Genomic DNA, 19,341 nt, shown 5'->3' with positions numbered 1-19,341 from the left:
TGTGAGCATCTGCTCACTAGCGGTAAATATGCTCAGTAAGCTAGCATCCACTGTGTGACCCACGCAACACCCCTCACCTCCACCCCTGAGCCGCCACAACGCATGCGCGCCGGGGTTCTCCACCCGGATCTGTCGCTCAGGATCGAAACCCGCAGGTCACCGAGGCCGGGTCCCGGCGACGTCCTGGTTGCGGTGCGCGCGGTCGGCGTGTGCGGCTCCGACGTCCACTACGTCCGCCACGGTCGCATCGGCGAGTACGTCGTAGACCGGCCGCTGATCCTCGGCCACGAGGCGTCCGGCGTCATCGTCGCGGTGGGCGAGGGTGTCGCGGCCGACCGCGTCGGCGAGCGCGTCTCCATCGAGCCGCAACGCCCCGACCCGACGTCGGCGGAGTCGAAACGCGGGGACTACCACCTGTGTCCGCACATGCGGTTCTTCGCGACCCCGCCCGTCGACGGGGCGTTCGCCGAGTTCGTGACCATCGGTGCGGACTTCGCCCATCCGGTGCCGCCTGAGGTGTCCGACGAGGCGGCCGCGCTGCTCGAGCCGCTGTCGGTCGGGATCGCGTCGGTCCGCAAGGCGGCGGTGTCGGCGGGCGACTCGATGCTGATCACCGGGGCCGGCCCGATCGGGCTGATGATCGCCCAGGTCGCCCGGGCTTCGGGTCTCACCCGCATCATCGTCAGCGAGCCCGACGACACCCGCCGTCGGCGCGCGCTGGAATTCGGTGCCACGCAAGCTGTTTCCCCAGAGGACCCGATCGATCCGGTGGACGCCTTCATCGATGCCAGTGGAGTCGCCGCCGCGGTCCGGGCGGGGATGGACGCGGTCCGCCCGGGTGGGCGGATCGTCTTGGTGGGCATGGGCGCCGACACGATGGAACTCCCGGTGAACCTCATCCAGAACCGCGAACTGGTGCTGACCGGCGTGTTCCGCTATGCCAACACCTGGCCCACCGCGCTGGCACTCGTCTCCGCCGGCGCGGTCGACCTGGACGCGATGGTCACCGCGCGGTTCGGCCTCGACGAGCTCGCCGACGCCCTCGACGCCGACCGGATGCCGGGAACCATCAAATCGGTTGTCCACCCGGCTGTTCGACGCTGGGACGACACCACACGACTCGACACGACAGGAGCAGCTCACCGATGAGCTCGACGCCGACCCCTCCCCTGACCGCCGCGACCCTGGACATGGTCCACGACGCCGCGGTTCCCGCCTACGACCGTGACGCCGTCACACCGGGAATCGTCCACTTCGGCGTCGGCGCCTTCCACCGCGCACACCAGGCGATGTACCTCGACCGGCTCCTCGCCGCCGACCCGTCGGCCCGTGGGTGGGGCATCTGCGGGGTCGGTGTGCGTCCCGCCGACACGGCGATGCGTGATGCGCTCGCGCCCCAGGACGGGTTGTTCACCCTCACGCTCAAACATCCCGGTGGGGCGGCCGAGACCTCGGTGATCGGTTCCATCGTCGAATATCTCTACGCGCCGGACGATCCCGAGAAGGTCCTGGAACGGCTGGCCGACCCGGCCATCCGCATCGTCTCGCTCACGGTCACGGAGGGCGGTTACAACTTCTCCCCCGCCACCGGCGAGTTCGACGCCGCGAACCCCGACATCGTCGCGGACCTGGCCGGGACCGAGCCGCCCCGAACGGTGTTCGGTCTGGTCACCGAGGCGCTCGCCCGTCGCCGCGACCGCGGGATCGGATCGTTCACGGTGATGTCCTGCGACAACATCCAGGGCAACGGCCACATGGCACGGTCAACCTTCCTGGCCTACGCACGCCTGCGGGACCCCGAACTAGCGCAGTGGATCGAGGCCAACACCCGTTTCCCGAACTCGATGGTCGACCGCATCACGCCCGCGACCCCGCCCGAACTCACCGACGAGGTGACCGCACGCACGGGCGTCGTCGACGCCTGGCCGGTGGTCGCGGAGCCGTTCACGCAATGGGTTCTCGAGGACGACTTCGCGATGGGCCGCCCGGCTCTGGAGACCGTGGGCGTGCAGGTCGTCGACGACGTGACGCCCTACGAGCTGATGAAGCTGCGGTTGCTGAACGCGGGCCATCAGGCGCTCTGCTATTTCGGGTATCTCCTCGGCCACCGGTACGTGCACGACGCGGCATCGGACACCGATCTGCAGAATCTCCTGCGCCGCTACATGACCGAAGAAGGCAAGACCACCCTGCGGCAACTGCCCGGCGTCGACGTGGACGTCTACATCGAGACCCTGCTGCAGCGGTTCGCCAACCCGGCGATCGGCGACACCATCGCCCGGCTGTGCCAGGACTCCTCCGACCGAATCCCCAAGTGGTTGGTGCCGGTGATCCGGGAGCGTCTCGCCGACGGGCGGCGCAGCGAGTTGGCCGCCGCAGTGGTGGCCAGTTGGACGCGGTATGCCGAGGGTGTCGACGAACAGGGCGAACCGATCGAGGTCGTGGACTCACGAGCGGCGGATCTCGTTCCACGGGCCCGGCGGTCACGCACCGACCCGCTGGCATTCGTCGCCGATCGTGAACTGTTCGGGGATCTGGCCGAGCAGGAGGGCTTCACCACGCCGTATCTCGCCACGCTGGATGCGCTTCGCACCAAGGGCGCACGCGCCACGCTGACAGAATTGCTGTCATGACCCTGGTCGCCGGAATCGACTCGTCCACGCAGTCCTGCAAGGTCGTCGTCTGCGACGCGGGGACGGGTGAGGTCGTCCGCTCGGCGAGTTCACCCCATCCGCCCGGCACCGAGGTGAATCCCGAGCGGTGGTGGGAGGCGTTGCGCGACGCCGTGTCCCGGGCCGGCGGACTCGACGATGTGGCCGCGGCGTCGGTGGCAGGGCAGCAGCACGGGATGGTGTGCCTGGGCGCCGACGGGCAGGTCGTACGAGAAGCGTTGCTGTGGAACGACGTCCGTTCGGCATCGAGCGCCGCGGATCTGGTCGACGACCTGGGCGGATCGGACCGGTGGGCGAAGGCGGTCGGTGTGGTCCCGGTCGCGGCCATCACCGCCGCCAAGCTCCGCTGGCTCGCGGACCACGAACCCGAGGCCGCCGACGCCACCTCCGCGGTGTGCCTGCCCCATGACTGGCTCACCTGGCGCCTGCGCGGCAGTACCGACATCTCCGAGTTGACGACCGATCGCAGCGATGCGTCGGGGACCGGATACTTCAGCGCGCCGTCGGAAGAGTATCGACCCGACCTGCTCGAACTCGCGTTCCGCGGCCGTCGACCGGTGGTGCCACGCATCGTCGGGCCTGGCCAACGGTCCGGCGTCACGCCGTCCGGTGTGGTCGTCGGCGCAGGTGCCGGTGACAACGCGGCAGCGGCCCTCGGGCTGCATGTGCGTCCCGGCGAGGCCGTGGTGTCCCTGGGCACCTCCGGCGTCGTGTGCGCCGTCTCCGACTCCGCGCCCGCCGACCCGGAGGGACTCGTCGCGGGGTTCGCCGACGCCACGGGCCGGCATCTCCCGCTGGTGTGCACGCTGAACGGTGCGCCGGTGCTGGCGTCGACGGCGCGGATGCTCGGAGTCGACCTCGAGGAGTTCGCCCATCTCGCGCTCGCCGCTCCTCCCGGGGCGAACGGTCTGACGCTGATTCCGTACTTCGCCGGTGAGCGCTCCCCGAATCTCCCCGACGCGACCGGGACACTGACCGGGATCACCGCGGCCAACCTCACCCCGGCATCGGTCGCGCGAGCCGCGGTCGAGGGGCTGATCGCGTCCCTGGTGTTCTGCCGGGAGAAGATCGAGGCGCAGGGCATCACGGTCGATCGGATCCTGCTCACCGGTGGTGGTTCGAAGTCGCCTGCGGTGCGGGCGATCGCGCCGGCGATGCTCGGTGGCGGGGTCGACGTCCCGGCCGACGGCGAGCACGTCGCCCTCGGCGCGGCCCGCCAGGCCGCATGGGCTCTCACTGGTGAGCTGCCGGACTGGGACGTCGCGCGCCGGAAGCTGACCGCCGACCCGGCCCCGGAGGTGTACGAGCGGTACCGCTCCGTCGTCGACGTCGTCGGCTGAGCCGCGCGGCGCACGAGCGCCGGGCCGCGAGGTCCCCCGCGCGACCCGCCCGTGTGGAATCCACCGATCCCGTCCCCACGGTCGTTCCAGCGAGGACCATGGAACCCGGACCTCTGATGGCGGGAGATGCGATGGTCGACTGGGATGGTGCGAAGTATGCCGAGGTCAGCGGGCTGCAGCGGATGGTGGCCACCGAGTCGATCGCCGGCCTCGAACTGAACGGCGACGAACGCCTGCTCGACGTCGGGTGCGGCGACGGGTTCATCACGATGCTGCTGGCCGAGCGCCTTCCGCAGGGTTCGGTGGTCGGCGTCGACGCCTCGCGGCGGATGATCGAGCGCGCGCTGGAGCGCGGTCGGTGACTTCGCCGACTGGTTCAGGGTGGGTTCACCGGCCTGGACCTCCCGGCTCTCCGATGACGAGACCCGCGAGTTCGTCGGAGAGGTGATCAGTCGCCATCAGGGCGTCATCGGTGAACCGGCGCTGTTCCGGTTCAGCCAGATGCGGGCGATGCTGACCAAGCACTGACCGACAGTCGGGCGGGCCACCGGTTCCGGTGGCCCGCCCTCATGCGCCGTCAGATCAGGGAATCCAGTTGAACGTGTCCGGATCGGGTCCGATGCGCTCGTCCCGGTTCACCGCGTCGATCGCGGCGATCTCGTCGTCGGACAACTCGAAGTCGAACACGTGGAAGTTCTCCTCGACACGCGATCGCGTCACCGACTTCGGGAAGACGATGTCGCCGCGCTGCAGGTGCCAGCGCAGGGTCACCTGCGCCGGCGTGCGGCCCTTCGCCTCGGCGATCTTCGTGATCGCCGGGTCGTCGACGATCTTGCCCTGCGCCAGCGGCGACCACGCCTCGGTCACGATTCCGTGCTCGGAGTTGAAGGCACGCAACGCATTCTGCGAGAAGTAGGGGTGCACCTCGATCTGGTTGACCGCCGGCACGATCTCGGTCTCGTCCAGCAGTCGCTGCAGGTGGGCCTGCTGGAAATTCGACACGCCGATGGCGCGCGCCTTGCCGTCGGCATAGGCCTTCTCCAGCGCCTTCCAGGTCTCGACGAAGTCGCCCACGCCCGGCAGCGGCCAGTGGATCAGGAACAGGTCGACCTGCTCGACCCCCAGGTCCTCGTTGGTCTTGTCGAGCGCCTTCAGCGCGTCGTCGTAGGCGTGGAACCCGTTGTTGAGCTTGCTGGTGATGAACACCTCGTCCCGGCTCAGCCCCGACTCGCGGATGGCTTCCCCGACGCCCTTCTCGTTGCCGTACATCTCGGCGGTGTCGATGTGCCGATAGCCGACCTCGAGGGCCGTCGCGACCGCGGCGCGGGTGTCCTCCGGCGGGACCTGCCACACACCGAAACCCAACTGCGGGATGGATACTCCGTTGTTCAGCGTGATGTTCGGGACTGTCATACGCGATCTGTCCTTTCGTCGGGATGTACGAGGGGTCACCTCGAGACCGGGCCGCCGCGAGGGGAATGCCACCGCCTGGCGGCATCCGCGCCGCGACGGGCCATGATCATGTTCAAGTCCTCGCGGGGGTCGACATATTCCACGGCGACTCGCGCAGCCCCGTGACCTGCACTTCCCGCGGATCACCGGCCCACCGGCCGTGGACTCAGCGCTCGTCCCGGGCATGGGCCAGCAGGCCGTCGACGAAGGCCTCGAGCGCCCACGGGTACGTGTCGCGGGCCGAGATCACCGGCCAGTCCTGACCGATCTCGGCGAGACGAGGGAACCGCTCCGGGTTCGCCGTACTCAGGAACCCTTGGAGGAGTTCGGGTTCGGCGGGACGCCGGGGGTCCGAGTGTGCACGCACGAGGATCTCGCCGACGGTGAAGTACCAGATGCTGCGGAACACGACCACCGCCTGCTCGGTCGTGCATCCGTGATCGACGGCGGCGCCGACGATGGCCTCGACCATCTCCAGGGACGACTCGCCCAGGCGTCCGAGGAAGCCGTCGGTGGTGAGGATCTCGGCCGCCCACGGCCAGGAGCTCAGCGAGTCGTGGATCACCAACGCGGCCTGGACGATCCGATCACGCGGCGCTTCCGGGAGCGGCGTGCGCACCGTGGCGTCGGCGTGGTCGTTGAGCAGCTGGATCAGCAGGTCGTCCTTGTCGCGGACGTGGTGATAGAGCGTGGTCGGTCCGACCCCGAGCTCCGACGCCAGGCGACGGATCGTCAGCTTCTCCCATCCGTGCTCGTCGATGATCGCCCGGGCGGCCGCCAGGATCTGCGCACGCGAGGTCACCGGCGGCCGCCCGGTGCGGCCGCCGGAGGAGCTGCCGGGCGCGGCGCCGGAGGCGCGGTCGGGCGTCGAACTCGATCGGGTCACGCCCTCCATTCTGCGTTGTGGGGGAAAACCCCGAGGCGATGGTCCGCGAAATCGAGGGTTGACACCCGACCTGCGCGTTCTTACTTTCGGAACATGTTCGAAAAGTATCCGGAAACACTCGCCCGCTCCCAGTTGGTCCTCGCCGCGGTGGCCGTGACGCAGTTCCTGGTCTCGCTCGATCTCTCGGTCGTCAACGTCGGATTGCCCCGGATCGCAGACGGCCTCGGATTCGATGCGGTCGGCTCCACCTGGGTCATCCACGCCTACGCGCTGACCTTCGGCGGACTGCTGCTCCTCGGCGGCAAACTCGCCGACCGGTACGGCCGTCGACGGCTACTCCTCACCGGACTCATCGTCTTCGGGATAGCCTCGGTGGCAGGCGGTTTCGCGATGAACCCGATGCAGCTCGTGGTGGCACGGGCGATCCAGGGCGTCGGCGCCGCCGCCATGGCGCCGGCCGCGTTGGCCCTGCTGTCCACGACGTTCCCGGCGGGACGCGAACGCGTGAAGGCGTTCGGCATCTGGAGCGCGATGAACGCCGCGGGCGGCGCCTTCGGCGTGGTGATCGGCGGCGTGCTCACCGAGTACGCCGGATGGCGGTGGGTCATGTTCGTCAACGCCCCGATCGCCGCGATCGCCCTGGCGGTCGCGACCGGCATCCCCGCCGATCGCCTGACCGGCGGCCGCCGGAGCCCCGACGTGCTGGGGGCCGTCCTGGCGACCGCGGGCATGATGACGCTGGTCTACGGCATCGTCCGGACCGACGCCGTCGGCTGGGCGTCGACGAGCACCGTCACCACCCTGGCCGCGGCGGCCGTGCTGCTCAGCGCATTCGTCCTGGTCGAGAAGACGACACGCAACGAACCGCTCGTCCGGCTGGGGATCTTCGGCCACCGATCGGTCACCGGCGCGAACATCTTCAACCTGTTGCTGGGCGGGGCGATGGCGTCGGCCTTCTACTTCGCCTCCCTGTACGCCCAACGCGTGCTGGGCGAAGGGCCGGCCGTCACCGGCCTCGAGTTCCTGCCCCTGGCCCTCGGGGTCATCGTCGGGTCCGTGCTCGCCGTGCGGCTCGGCTACCGGTATGCCCCGCGCACCCTGATGGTGATCGGCGGCGGACTCACCGCACTCGGGTTGGCCTGGTTCGGCCGGATCTCCGTCGACGGCTCGTTCCTCGCCGACATCCTCGGGCCGGCGATCGTGACCGGCGTCGGCTTCGGGCTGGCGCTGGCACCGGTCGTCTCCGTCGCCACCGCCGGCGTCGCGGCGGACGAGAGCGGAACAGCGTCCGCGCTGCTCAACAGCTCCCGGCAGATCGGCGCCGCGCTCGGCCTGGCCGCACTGGGCACGCTCGCCGCGAGCCGAACCGGGGGCGACCCCTCCGTCGACGCGGCGAACGCCGGATACGGACTCGGCCTCACCGCGGCCGCAGCACTGCTCGTCGTCGCGGTTCTCGTCGCACTGACCGTCATCCCCCGCGGGGCTCAGGCGACGCACCGGGACGTCGACGAGTCCCCCACCGTCCAACGAAAGGAGTGAGAACGATGAGCAGTACAGCGAACACGAGGGTGGTCACCGGACTGACGGCGCTGGGCGCGGTCCTCACCGCACTGGTCGCGATCATCCCGTTCGGGATGCGCGACGTGCTGACCGATCACATCCGGCACGGGTATCCGGATTTCACGCCGGACGAGATCGACACCGCCGCCACGGCGTACCTGGGCATCCTCGGGATCATGGGCGCCGTCGGCGTCGTCGCCTGGCTGACGAGCGCCTGGCTGATCCGGCGCGGCACCCGCCATGCGCGGACGATCGTCTCGACGATCTTCGCCGCCGCCGTCGCCGTCACGGCCACCCTGGTCTTCATCGAGGACACCTCGGGGGAGGTCGGACTGGCCCCGGCCGTCGGCTGGATGCAACTCGTGCCGTGCGTCGTCGGTGTGATCGTCGTGGCATTGCTGTGGCGCGGCGGGTCCCGATCCGGCACCGACCGCCGCATCGGCGCACCGAGATCGGACACCGTGCACATCTGATCCCCGGCCACGCTCACGAAGACCCGCCCGACGGGAACGGCACCGGACGCGCACCGACCTCCCAGATCGTGCCACGTCAGCGCCCTTTTCGGACTCACCGTTTCCCAGGGCGGGTTTTCTGTGACAGACTGGCCGAGCAGCCATCGGTTTGGGTGGCTGTTCACTGAAGAAAGAAGTACAGCAGTATGGCACAGGGAACCGTCAAGTGGTTCAACGGCGAAAAGGGCTTCGGCTTCATCGCACCCGACGACCAGGGCGCCGATGTTTTCGTCCACTACTCCTCGATCAACGGTAGCGGTTTCCGCAACCTCGAGGAGAACCAGCGCGTCGAGTTCGACGTGGAGCAGGGCCAGAAGGGCCCTCAGGCAACCAACGTCAGCGCGCTCTAAGCACACCTGACTTCACGAAGCGTCGCGTCCGGCATGTCCGGCGCGGCGCTTCGTCGTTTCACGGCTTCGTCGTTTCACGGCTTCGTCGTCCACCCGCCGTTCCCGCCCCGCTCGCACCCGACCCGGATGGTGTCCGAAAGGTACAGCGCCGCAACCGATCCGGGTCTAGCGGAGCGCTTTCGGCAGCTTCGACAGCGGGACGACCCTCGTACCGTCGGCCGTGCCCGACGACAGGATGCCGACGACCCGCCCGCGCGCATTGCGCACACCTGCACCGCTGTCACCCATCTCGGAGCGAAGCGTCGTGGAAATCGTGTAGGACTCATGGACGTCGACGAACGGCGGTGCGAGCGAGAAGCCGGCCGACGTCCGCACCGCCGGGACCGGGTCGGTCACCTTTCCCCTGCCGGAGCCGGTGGCGATTCCGTTCTTGGTGACGACCTGGCCGCGGACGAACCCCGGCTGCCAGTCGATCTCGTCGACCCGGATCTCGGCCCGCGGCGCCAGGGAGATCACCGCGACGTCGAGCTTGCGGCCGACATGGTTCGCGGCCACGGTCCCGATCCGGTTCCCGTGCCGGTCTCGGACGGCGCGCCCGAGAGCGCCGCAATGTCCTGCGGTCAGGGCCTTCCCCCGGGAGATCACCGCTCCGAGCGTGCAGTTGTTGACCGTCAGGATCGTCTCGTCGATGCTGATCTGCATGCCGGACCGCACCGTGGGCGGTGCGGCATCCGCGATCGCAGCCGGGCCGCCGACGACCGCAAGCGCCGCCCCGACGGACGTCAGCGCACGTAACCGAATCCCCATGAATCCCCTCCCCGGACCCCGTCAGCCTATCCGCGACGGGCGGTGCACGAGAGGTCATCGCACCGACCCGAGCCGCATCGTCGAAAAGGCACCGCGTCCGATGTAAGCCACGTCACAATGGGCAGTGGGATCCGAGCGGCGAATCGTCGGAGCCGCCGGGACCCCGGGGGCGCAGTCCCCGTCGAGGCGACGTGAAGGGTGATGTAGGTGACCGACCCGGTTCTGGTTCTGACCAAGGCCCGTACCTCCTGCGAGATGCAGGCCGTCTCCGAGTGGGCCGCCGACGCCTATCCGGATGCCGAGATCCGCCCCGGCTCGGAGGTGGACTTCGAGGAACTGCCGCCGGAGACGCTCCTGGTTCCGGTACGACCGGTCTGGCTTCCCGCGGCCCGCCAGGGGGAACGCCGCGTCACCCTCGGCGACGTCCTCGTCCTGTCGAATCCGCGCCGGCCACTCGGCCCCATGCAGCCGATCATCCGCAAGCGCCGCCCGGACGCCCTGCGCGTGGCCGCCGGCGAGCCGGCCACCATCGCCCAACTGCGGGAGCGCCACGATCGCGAGCAGGTGGCGTCGTCCTTCGACGAGTTCGTGCGGCTGCAGGCATCCATCTCGGCCGAACGCGCCGAACGACAGATCGTCGGTGACCGCTACAAGGTGCCGAGGCTGGTCGCCGAGCAGATCAGCAGCTCGGCCCGTTTCCGGGCCGGGGCCGCCGAGCTCGCCGCCGAGCTCGGGCGTCCGACGGACGCGGTGGTCGCCGAGGCCATCGATAAACTGTCGGGCTTCGTCGCAACCCAGAGCCGATTGATGAGAGACATCTTCTCCGCCACCTTCGACCGTCTCCACGAACGCGCATGGAATGTGAGCGTCGACGTCGACACCCTCAACTCGCTGCGCAAGCTGAACAAGAAGACGGGCCTGATCTTCCTGCCGTCGCATCGCTCGTACGTCGACCCGCTGGTCCTGGCAAAGGTCCTGCGCAGCAACGACTTCCCGCCGAACCTCGTCCTCGGTGGGAACAACCTGTCGTTCTGGCCGGTGGGGCCGATCGCCCGCCGCTCCGGGATGATCTTCATCCGGCGCAAGTTCGGGGCCGACCCGGTCTACAAGTTCGCGATGCGCTCCTACCTCGCCTACGTCATCGAGAAGCGCTTCAATCTCGAGTGGTACATCGAGGGGGGACGCAGCCGGACCGGCAAGCTGCGCCGGCCGATGCTGGGGTTGCTGCGCTATGTCGTCGACGCGCTCGACCAACTCGAGGACGTGGATGTGACCATCGTGCCGACCTCCATCGTCTACGACCAGCTGCATGAGGTCGGGGCGATCGCCGCCGAGGACGCCGGCGGGGTCAAGAAGCCCGAGAGCGTCGGATGGCTGCTGCGATACGCCAAGGCGCAACGCGACTACCTCGGCGAGGCGAGGGTCCGTTTCGGCAGGCCGCTGTCGTTGCGGGAAACGCTCGCCGAGGCCGGCGAAGGGAGCGCACAGCTCGAGAAGGTCGCCTTCCGCGTCATGGACGAGATCAACTCGGCCACCCCGATCACCGCGACGTCCCTGGTCGGCTTCGCCGGGCTCGGCGCCCGGGACCGCGCCTACACGCTCTCCGAGATCGAGGCCGTGCTCGCCCCGCTGCTGGACTACATCGACCAACGCGGGCTCCCCGGACCCGACCCGTCGCTCTGCCGCGGGGTCGGGCTGATCCAGACGCTGCGGGTCCTCGCCGGCAACGGCGTCGTCGCCACCTATGAGGGCGGGTCGGAGCAGGTGTGGTGGATCGTGCCGGAGAACCGTGCAGTGGCCGCGTACTACCGCAACGGCGCCATCCACCACTTCGTCGACCGCGCCATCGTCGAGATGGGGCTGCTGGCCCTGGCCGAGGGCGAGGTGCAGGCCGGCAGCACGCCGATACGCAGCGACCACGTCGGCAGTACGCCACCCAGTCCCGACGAGGGGCTGCTCGCCGCGGCCCAACGCGAGGCGCTACGCATCCGGGACCTGCTCAAGTTCGAGTTCTTCTTCCCGCCGAAACAGGAGTTCCTCCACCGCCTCGGCGTCGAACTCGATCTGCTGGCACCCGGCTGGCGCGAGGTCACCCCGTCGCAGGAGTGGACCTACGAGATGCTGCACCGCCACACCGGCGCCCTGTTCGCGCGCCGGACCCTGCAACCCTTCTTCGACGCCCAGCTGGTCGTCGCGACCAAGCTCGTCGAACTCGGCAACACCGCCCGCGAGAAGGACACCTTCATCAAGGACTGCCTCGGCCTCGGCCGGCAGCTCGACCTGCAAGGTGTTCTGCGGAGCAAGGATTCGGTGTCGAAGGATCTCTACGACGGCGGCTATCGCCTCGCCGACAACCGCGGGCTCATCCACGGCGAGGGCGTCGTCGACCTGCGTGTCGCCCGCCAGAACTGGCTCGACGAGGTCGAACTGATGCGGGACCGGCTCGCGCGCATCGCCGCGATCGAGGATCTCCAGCCCGCCGGCCGGACCGACGAGGAGGTCGCACGGTGAGCGCGTTCACCGATCGCATGCGGGCGATCCGCTCGGCGCCGCGGGGCAAGCAGGTCGCGGCGCTGTTCGACTACGACGGCACCCTGATCGAGGGATTCTCCGCGGCGGCGATCATGCGGGCCCGGTTGCGCAGCATGGAGTTCGGGCTCGGCGAGCTCGCCGAGTTCCTGCTCATCGGCCTGCGCGGCGTCGTGTCCGAGCAGGACTACGCCGAAGTGCTCGCGGCGACGCGGCCGACCTTCGCGGGCAAGACCTATGCCGAGCTGATCGCCTTCGGCGAGTACCTGTTCAAGCACGAGACCGCCGCCAAACTCCGACCGCAGATGTGGCAGATCCTGCGCGCGCACCGCGAGATGGGGCACACGATCGTGATCGCCTCGTCGGCGACGCGATTCCAGATCGAGCCGATCGCCAAGGAGATCGGCGCCGACTATGCGCTGGCCACCGACGTCGAGGTGGTGGACGGCGTGGTGACCGGCAACATCAAGGGCCGCCCGCTGTGGGGCCCCGGCAAGGCCGCCGCCGTCCGGCAACTCGCACGCGAACACGACATCGACCTCGACGCATCGTTCGCCTACAGCGACGGCAACGAGGACATCCCCTATCTCGAGGCCGTCGGCAACCCTGCGGCCGTCTCCCCGCGCCGGATCCTCCGCGCCGAGGCCGAGGCGCGCGGGTGGCCGATCATCGACCTGAAGAACCCCACCTACAACAAGCTCGGCATGCTGGCCCGGACCGGCGCGTTCTACGGGTCGTTCCTGGCGTCGGCGGCGGTCGGCGTCGCCGCCGGCATCGTCCGGCGCGATCCGCAGGCCCTGGTCGAGGCGCTGCCCACGGGCAACGACGTCGGGCTGTCGCTGGCCGGCGTGCACGTCCAGGTGCTCGAGGGCGGGGAGTACCTCTTTTCGGACCGGCCGTGCGTGTTCCTGTTCAACCACCAGTCCAAGCTGGACCTGCCGGTGATGATCCACCTCATCCGCGGCGAGGCCACCGGCGTCGCCAAGAAGGAGGTGGCCCGGGTCCCGGTTCTCGGGGAGATCCTCAAACAGGCGGGCCTGGTCTTCATCGACCGCGCCGACCGGAGCAAGGCTATCGAGCAGCTCGCTCCCGCCGTCGACGCACTGCGCGACGGGATGTCGCTGGTCATCGCCCCCGAGGGCACCCGCTCCCCGACGCCGCGGGTGGGCGAGTTCAAGAAGGGGCCGTTTCACATCGCGATGCAGGCAGGCGTGCCGATTGTCCCGGTGGTGCTGCGCAACACCGGCGAATTGATGTGGCGCGGTGCCCAACTCATCAGACCCGGGACCGTCGAGGTGATGGTCCTCCCGCCGATCGACACGAGCACCTGGACCGTCGAGGAGATCGGCAAACGCGCCGAGGAGGTCCGACAGATGTACGTCAGCACGCTCGCGGACTGGCCGCTGGAGTCGTTCGTCGACGACTCGGTGAAGTCGCTGCGTCGTTCACCCGAGGAGACCGCACGATGAGCAACGACGCCGACCTCACCCGCGGCGTGGACGAGCCGCTCGACTGGGCCCGAGACCCGCACATGTCGCCCGTCGACACCATCATGTGGCGCGGCGACACCGACCGTCGCATGCGCGGCACGATCTGCATGCTCGAGATCTACGACTGCGACCCGGACTGGGACCGCCTGGTCGCGGCCCACGAGTGGGGCAGCCGCATGGCGCCGCGGTTCCGCCAGCGCGTCGTCGACTCCCCCTTCGGCACCGGAACACCCAGTTGGGCAGTCGATCCCGACTTCGACCTGCATTACCACCTGCGGCGTGTCCGGCTGGGCGGCGACGGATCCATGCGGGAGTTGCTGACGACCTGCGAGCAACTCGCCATGACCGCCCTGGACGCCGCGCGCCCGCCGTGGGAGGGCTACCTGTTCGAGGGCCTGCCCGACGGCAAGGCCGCCTATTTCCTCAAGGCCCATCACGCGCTCACCGACGGCCTGGGTGCGATCATCGGTCTGGCGCAACTGCATTCGCCGACGCGCGAGCACAACCCGAAGAAGCCGCAGCCGCCGAGCCCGGACCCGGTGAACATCACGACGCTGGACATCCTGGAGCGTCAGGTCGCCGAGGAGATCCGCCGTGTTCCCCATCGCATCGACCTGACCCTGAAGGGCATTCGCGCACTCGCCCATCCGCGGGAGGCGCTGAGCACGGCGCTCCGCTACGGCAGGTCGGTGCCGCGAGTCGCCGGTCTGGTCAGCCCGCCCGGCTCCCCACTGCTCGCCAACCGGAGCGTGTCGTGGCGGTTCGGCGCCTTCGAGGTCCCGTTCGCCGATCTCAAGGCGGCCGCGACGGCGGCACGGTCGTCGGTCAACGACGTCTACCTCGCCGGCCTGATCGGCGGCTTCCGGTACTACCACGAGAAGATGAACTGCCCGGTCGAGGCGATCCCGGTCGCCATCCCGATCTCGGTGCGGCGCCCGGAGGACCCGGCCGGCGGCAATCGGATCGCGGTCGGGCGGCTCGCCGGCCCCGTCGGCATCGCCGACCCCTTCGAACGGGTGCTCACCATTCGCGAGCAGGTCCGGCAGGCCCGGCACGAGCCCGCGGTCGACATCTTCAACACCCTCGGCTCCGTGATGGCCTGGTTGCCGGGTTCGGTGTTGATGCGCTTCAGCGGGGCGACGAGCCAGAACGACCTGCAGGCGTCGAACGTGCCCGGAATCCCGTGGGACACCTACGTCGCCGGCGCCAAGGTCGAGCGGATGTTCCCGTTCGGCCCGCTCCCGGGCTGCGCCATGATGGCCACGATGATCACCCACAACGGGGTCGCCTGTCTCGGCATCAATTCCGACGGCGCCGCGGTGACCGACCAGGAGCTGTGGGCCGAGTGCCTCGTCGCCGGGTTCAACGAGGTCCTCGCGCTCGCGGCCGACGACAACCGTCCGCCCGGGCAGCTGAAGCGGGTGGCGTGACATCCTGAGCACGCACTGGCAGACGCCGTTTCGGCGACGCGACGTCGACCGAGATCGCGTCGCCGAGACGAGGTCTGACCGGGCAGGTCGGGGAGGCGACCCACCGGCATGGTGAACGGCCTGATGCTGACGCTGGTGCTCGGCTGCGGCGTCATCGCGTCGCTCTGTGCGATCACCGCGGCCTGGTCGTACCTGCGTCGCGGACGCGAGCCCGAGACCGCCGACCGGCTCGCCAGGCGCTGGCTCGTCGCGACGGCCGTGTTCGGAATCAGCGCGCTGGTCTTGCGGTTCGTGTGGCTCCTGCTGCTCTGACGCGGACCTCCGAACTCGACCGAAACAGCGTCTGTCGGTCATCGCCTGGCACTCTGTAGAAGTCCGATGCAACCGACCGACGAGAGAAGCCTTGCACGTGAAGACCTTCGTTTCCGGCGATCTACGACTGCAGTTCATCGACCTCGGTCCAACCGACGGACAGACAGTGGTCCTCCTGCACGGGTTCCCGCAGGATTCGTCGTCGTGGTCGGAGGTGGGCGGTCTGCTCGCCGACGCGGGGTTCCGAGTGCTCATCCCCGACCTGCGCGGGTACTCACCCGAGGCGCAACCCCGTGAACTCGCGGAGTACACGGTCGACGCGCTCGTCGGCGACGTCGTCGCGCTGCTCGATTCCCACGGACTCGCTTCCGCGCACATCGTCGGTCACGACTGGGGAGGCTCGCTGGTCTGGACCATGAGGAAGACACATCCATCGCGGATGGCGACTGCGACGGTGGTCTCGACACCTCATCCGGCGGCTCTGTCGTGGGCCTGGACGCACACCGGACAACTCCTCCGCAGCTGGTACATGGGAGCGATTGCCCTTCCGCTGGTTCCGGAACTGGTCGTCCGGCGTCGACTCGCCTGGCTGCTCGAGCGGTCAGGGCTACCGGCCGAGCGGGCGACCCACTATCAGGAACTCATGAACCGGCCCGGAGTCGCCACGGGAGCTCTCAACTGGTACCGGCAGATGCTCCGCGACACCGTGCTCCCCAAGCGCAGGACCGGTTCGGCGAGAGATTCCGCACCCCCGCCGCGCACCCTCTACATCTGGGGCACCGAGGACGCCTACTTCAACCGAGCCGTCGCCGAGAAGACCGTCGAGACCGTCAGTGACCTGACCTTCGTGCCGATCGAATCCGGCAGCCACTGGCTCCCCGAGACCGAACCGGAGGTGCTCGCCATGCGCATCACCGGGCACATCGACTCGGCCGTGTGATCGCTCCTCTCCTACCGACCGCACACCGCGGTGCCCGGACCGCCCGGGCATGACCACGCTCGTCGGACGTTCTGGGAGTCACGCCTCTACTTCGGCGCCGACGGCCTACCGGAAATACGGCTCCTCCTGGATCCAGTGAAACCCTCTGCTGCGCAGGGTCATCGAGTCGTGATCGAGACGGTGTGCGGTCATCGCGGTCGGCGTGCCGTCGACGACCCCGGTGAGTACCAGGGTGTCGGCGTCGGTCCGCCTCACGTGGAGGTCTGCGTCGGGACGGACAATGGTCATCCTGTCGTCGTCCACCCGTGCCTGCACGGGTACCAGCTCACCGTCCATCATCTGGAGGGTGACGGCCCCGTTGGTGTCGAACACCACGCGCTGCCAACGCTGTTCGTCGGTGGTCAGCGGCGGGAGCGACCGCCCGTCCACACGATGGTCCCCGACCGACCAGATCCCGTACAGCGCCGGCTTCGGCGCACCGCCACCGTACTCGTTGTACTCGTACCAACTCTCGTATGCGGCACCAGATGCGACCCAGAGTCCCAGGATCACCAGTACCCACCCCGCGCGACGGTTCTGATCAGCGCGAGCGAACAGCGGCGGTATGCGAAGCGGACGGGACGTGCGCCCGAAGACGAACAGGTCCGCGAGCCCTCTCGCGTACGGCGCGAGGAGGATCGCCGCGAAGACCACCAGATGCAGCGACAGGATCTTCACCGGAACGTCGAAGGTCAGGTTGAGGATCAGCACCTGGGTCATCGCCGCGAAGCTGACGAGCGCGCCGAGAACCGCTGTGCGCGAGCAGAACAGCAAGATCCCGCCGAGCACCTCGACGCTGCCCAGGATCATCTCGTAGACCGGGGAGGACCCCACCTGCATCCACAGCACCGATGCCGGGCTGAACTCACCGTACGGCTCGAGGAGGGTGGCCAGAGGAGGCTGTGCCATCTGCACCGGGATGAGCTTGGCGAATCCGTAGGCCAGCATCTGTCCGCCCAGCGCGAGTCGCAGTCCCAGCACGGTCCAGGCCCACAACCGTCGGTGGTCGCGACGACGCCGGTCCACCGCCGACCAGACGGCCGCCGCTGTCACCGCCACCGCTGCGATCAGGAACCAGAGGACCCAGAACGCGGTCTGGTCTCCACTACCGGTATTGCGCAGAACGGCATCGACGCCGAAGAAGGTGCGCCCGGCCCACTCGATGACCGGAGAAAGCAGCCCCAACTGCCACAAGGCCATCCGCTCCGGCAGCACACTCGCCACCACGCCGGCGTAGACGATGGTGATCTGCGACAGTGCCAGGCAGAACAGGATCGAGTAGACGAAGAGAAGGCGGAAGGCGATCGTGCGGGCCGTACCCCATCCCGGCGGCGCGTCGTTCGTCGTCGTCGCGGCCGGGATGGAGGCCGTTTCGTGCGGGCCGGTGTCGATCGCAGTCATACCTCGACGCTAGGGAGCGTGTGCGCGTCGTCACATCGGGGAAGAAGCCGAGATCGACCCCCTTCCGGGAGTCCTTCCCTCAGGGGTCGACTCGGGTTACCCGGGCGGCACCCGGATCTACTCCTCCACCAGCACCTCGGTCGCGCGCAGCCGGTGCCGGCACTCGCTGCAGACGAGCAACGGATCGAAACGATTCCCGCACCGATGAGTGAACTCGATGGCAGGCCCCTCCGGCGCACGGAACCAGCGCTGCCCCCAGGCGATCATCAGCACGACGACCGGGAAGAACGCCTCACCCTTCTCGGTGAGGTGATAGGTGACCCAGTCGGGGCGGTTGGGGGCCGACTCCGTGGAGATCACACCGAGCTCGGTGAATCGGCGGAGGCGGTCGGCGACCATCGCCGGCGGCGCACCCGTCCGATCGCTCAGCTCACCGAATCGTCTGGCACCTAGCATGAATGCGCCGAGCATCGCCGCCGACCACCGGTTGCCGAGAAGCTCCATGGTGTGGGGCAACAGTTGCGAGGGCTTCAGTGCGTTGGCCGAGCGGCGTCGGCCAATGGAGGCCGGCACACTGCGGGACCAATCGCCGCTCGGTCCGAGCCTGGCCGCGACGTCGTGACGAACCGTCTCCTCGCCGCACGCCGCGCAGACGAGGACGGGGGCGAAACGACTGCCGCATTCGCGGTGCCGCATCGCCGGTAGCGGGGCGTCGGACATCGGCGCCCATCGCGCCTCCCACGCCCACATGCTCAGCAGGATCGGCCAGACCGAGACACCGCGCCCGGTCAGCTGATACTCGTAGCGGGCCGGACGGTCAAAGTAGCGAACCTTGTCGAAGAGCCCCAGCTCGGTGAGGCGGGCGAGTCTGGCCGAGAGCACCGAGTTGGAGATCGACCCGTGCTCCATCCAGTCGCCGTAGCGTCGGCAACCGGCGATCGCGTACCGCAGAATCCACAGGTTCCACTCGTCGCCGAGCGCGCCGAGGGTGACCGCGATGGCGTTGTCACCACCCGGTTCCAGCTCCGTGTACGCCGCCCGTCGTGCCACGTCGCAGAACTCTATCGGGGCGGGTCGAGCGTCACCCGTCACGCGCTCCCCACGACGAAGCTGACGGTGGTGGTCGTGCTGCCGCCGATGTTGAGCGTCGCGGCGCGGCGGGCGCCCTCGACCTGGTATCCGCCCGCGGTCCCGGTGACCTGTTTGTGGCAGTCGAGCAGCATGCGGATTCCGGTGGCCCCGACCGGATGCCCGCCGCCGAGGAGGCCGCCGCTGGGATTGACCGGGATTCGTCCGCCGATCTCCAGCTCGCCGGACTCGATCGCGCGCCAGCTCTCCCCGGGCGGGGTGATCCCGAAGTGGTCGATCGCCATGTATTCGCTCGCGGTGAAGCAGTCGTGCGTCTCGATCAGGTCCAGGTCGTCGACGGTGCCGACCCCCGCCCGCGTGAACGCGTCCTGAATGGCCTCGGTGACGTGGGGGAACATCAGGGGCTCGTCCGAGCTGCGCTCCAGCTTCTCCTCGAGCAACAGGCCTGCCGTTCGGTGCCCCCAGCCGTGGATGCGCGAGATCGGCCGCTGTCGGAGCTCCGGGTGCGCAGCGAGGAACCGGTCCGACACGA

Annotated in this window: 19 protein-coding genes; 13 read left to right on the top strand and 6 right to left on the bottom strand. The window is 69.0% G+C overall.

What is annotated here, in order from left to right:
* The first annotated feature begins 102 nt into the window (after window positions 1-102).
* The 5 genes from E1P53_RS13080 (at window position 103) to E1P53_RS21140 (ending at window position 4,540) form a co-directional block, all read left to right on the top strand.
* Window positions 103-1,149: an NAD(P)-dependent alcohol dehydrogenase gene (locus E1P53_RS13080; RefSeq protein ID WP_131735320.1), complete on the top strand. Its 1,047-nt coding sequence runs from the start codon at window positions 103-105 to the stop codon at window positions 1,147-1,149.
* A complete protein-coding gene (locus E1P53_RS13075) occupies window positions 1,146-2,633 on the top strand; it encodes a mannitol dehydrogenase family protein (protein ID WP_131734587.1) in 1,488 nt (495 codons plus the stop codon). Before E1P53_RS13080 ends, E1P53_RS13075 begins: the two co-directional genes overlap by 4 nt.
* Window positions 2,630-4,012, top strand: coding sequence for a xylulokinase (gene xylB, locus E1P53_RS13070; protein ID WP_131734586.1), 1,383 nt, complete (start codon window positions 2,630-2,632; stop codon window positions 4,010-4,012). The genes E1P53_RS13075 and xylB overlap by 4 nt, the downstream gene beginning before the upstream one ends.
* A gap of 131 nt (window positions 4,013-4,143) precedes the next feature.
* Window positions 4,144-4,374, top strand: coding sequence for a class I SAM-dependent methyltransferase (locus E1P53_RS21145; protein ID WP_109237998.1), 231 nt, complete (start codon window positions 4,144-4,146; stop codon window positions 4,372-4,374).
* A 19-nt stretch (window positions 4,375-4,393) separates the two neighbouring features.
* Complete coding sequence (locus E1P53_RS21140) at window positions 4,394-4,540, top strand: hypothetical protein (protein WP_165484436.1); 147 nt, start codon at window positions 4,394-4,396, stop codon at window positions 4,538-4,540.
* Between the two features lie 54 nt (window positions 4,541-4,594).
* On the opposite strand, the gene E1P53_RS13060 is transcribed toward E1P53_RS21140, so the two are convergent.
* Window positions 4,595-5,425 carry an aldo/keto reductase gene (locus tag E1P53_RS13060; protein WP_131734585.1) on the bottom strand — a complete coding sequence of 277 codons (831 nt, stop codon included), beginning with the start codon at window positions 5,423-5,425 and terminating at the stop codon, window positions 4,595-4,597.
* A gap of 205 nt (window positions 5,426-5,630) precedes the next feature.
* Window positions 5,631-6,359 (bottom strand): TetR/AcrR family transcriptional regulator, encoded by a 729-nt coding sequence (locus E1P53_RS13055; protein WP_083900254.1) that lies wholly within the window; start codon window positions 6,357-6,359, stop codon window positions 5,631-5,633.
* Window positions 6,360-6,443: 84 nt separating this feature from the next.
* On the opposite strand from E1P53_RS13055, the gene E1P53_RS13050 reads away from it, so the two are divergent.
* The 3 genes from E1P53_RS13050 (at window position 6,444) to E1P53_RS13040 (ending at window position 8,772) form a co-directional block, all read left to right on the top strand.
* The gene (locus tag E1P53_RS13050; RefSeq protein WP_006901348.1) at window positions 6,444-7,889 is read left to right on the top strand and encodes an MFS transporter; all 1,446 of its coding nucleotides are present in this window, start codon (window positions 6,444-6,446) and stop codon (window positions 7,887-7,889) included.
* Between the two features lie 5 nt (window positions 7,890-7,894).
* Window positions 7,895-8,383 (top strand): hypothetical protein, encoded by a 489-nt coding sequence (locus E1P53_RS13045; RefSeq protein ID WP_006901347.1) that lies wholly within the window; start codon window positions 7,895-7,897, stop codon window positions 8,381-8,383.
* Window positions 8,384-8,568: 185 nt separating this feature from the next.
* Window positions 8,569-8,772 carry a cold-shock protein gene (locus E1P53_RS13040; RefSeq protein ID WP_006901346.1) on the top strand — a complete coding sequence of 68 codons (204 nt, stop codon included), beginning with the start codon at window positions 8,569-8,571 and terminating at the stop codon, window positions 8,770-8,772.
* A 165-nt stretch (window positions 8,773-8,937) separates the two neighbouring features.
* On the opposite strand, the gene E1P53_RS13035 is transcribed toward E1P53_RS13040, so the two are convergent.
* Window positions 8,938-9,579 (bottom strand): trypsin-like serine protease, encoded by a 642-nt coding sequence (locus E1P53_RS13035; protein ID WP_131734584.1) that lies wholly within the window; start codon window positions 9,577-9,579, stop codon window positions 8,938-8,940.
* 207 nt (window positions 9,580-9,786) lie between these two features.
* Between E1P53_RS13035 and E1P53_RS13030 the strand changes: the two genes are divergently transcribed.
* From E1P53_RS13030 to E1P53_RS13010, 5 genes are all read left to right on the top strand, one after another.
* Window positions 9,787-12,090 carry a glycerol-3-phosphate 1-O-acyltransferase gene (locus E1P53_RS13030; protein ID WP_131734583.1) on the top strand — a complete coding sequence of 768 codons (2,304 nt, stop codon included), beginning with the start codon at window positions 9,787-9,789 and terminating at the stop codon, window positions 12,088-12,090.
* Window positions 12,087-13,577 (top strand): HAD-IB family hydrolase, encoded by a 1,491-nt coding sequence (locus E1P53_RS13025; protein WP_131734582.1) that lies wholly within the window; start codon window positions 12,087-12,089, stop codon window positions 13,575-13,577. The genes E1P53_RS13030 and E1P53_RS13025 overlap by 4 nt, the downstream gene beginning before the upstream one ends.
* Window positions 13,574-15,028, top strand: coding sequence for a wax ester/triacylglycerol synthase domain-containing protein (locus tag E1P53_RS13020; protein WP_131734581.1), 1,455 nt, complete (start codon window positions 13,574-13,576; stop codon window positions 15,026-15,028). Before E1P53_RS13025 ends, E1P53_RS13020 begins: the two co-directional genes overlap by 4 nt.
* Before the next feature lie 108 nt (window positions 15,029-15,136).
* Window positions 15,137-15,340 carry a hypothetical protein gene (locus E1P53_RS13015; RefSeq protein WP_131734580.1) on the top strand — a complete coding sequence of 68 codons (204 nt, stop codon included), beginning with the start codon at window positions 15,137-15,139 and terminating at the stop codon, window positions 15,338-15,340.
* Window positions 15,341-15,437: 97 nt separating this feature from the next.
* Window positions 15,438-16,280 carry an alpha/beta fold hydrolase gene (locus E1P53_RS13010; RefSeq protein WP_131734579.1) on the top strand — a complete coding sequence of 281 codons (843 nt, stop codon included), beginning with the start codon at window positions 15,438-15,440 and terminating at the stop codon, window positions 16,278-16,280.
* 105 nt (window positions 16,281-16,385) lie between these two features.
* On the opposite strand, the gene E1P53_RS20470 is transcribed toward E1P53_RS13010, so the two are convergent.
* The 3 genes from E1P53_RS20470 to E1P53_RS12995 form a co-directional block, all read right to left on the bottom strand.
* Complete coding sequence (locus E1P53_RS20470; protein WP_230824385.1) at window positions 16,386-17,720, bottom strand: DoxX family protein; 1,335 nt, start codon at window positions 17,718-17,720, stop codon at window positions 16,386-16,388.
* Between the two features lie 117 nt (window positions 17,721-17,837).
* Complete coding sequence (locus tag E1P53_RS13000) at window positions 17,838-18,770, bottom strand: winged helix-turn-helix transcriptional regulator (RefSeq protein WP_131734578.1); 933 nt, start codon at window positions 18,768-18,770, stop codon at window positions 17,838-17,840.
* Between the two features lie 38 nt (window positions 18,771-18,808).
* A partial coding sequence (locus E1P53_RS12995; RefSeq protein WP_407066432.1) for a thiolase C-terminal domain-containing protein occupies window positions 18,809-19,341 on the bottom strand: 533 nt, incomplete at its 5' end.

This window comes from Gordonia paraffinivorans, assembly GCF_900683595.1.
Classification (GTDB): domain Bacteria; phylum Actinomycetota; class Actinomycetes; order Mycobacteriales; family Mycobacteriaceae; genus Gordonia; species Gordonia paraffinivorans.
This window is presented reverse-complemented; position numbering and strand designations above follow the sequence as displayed.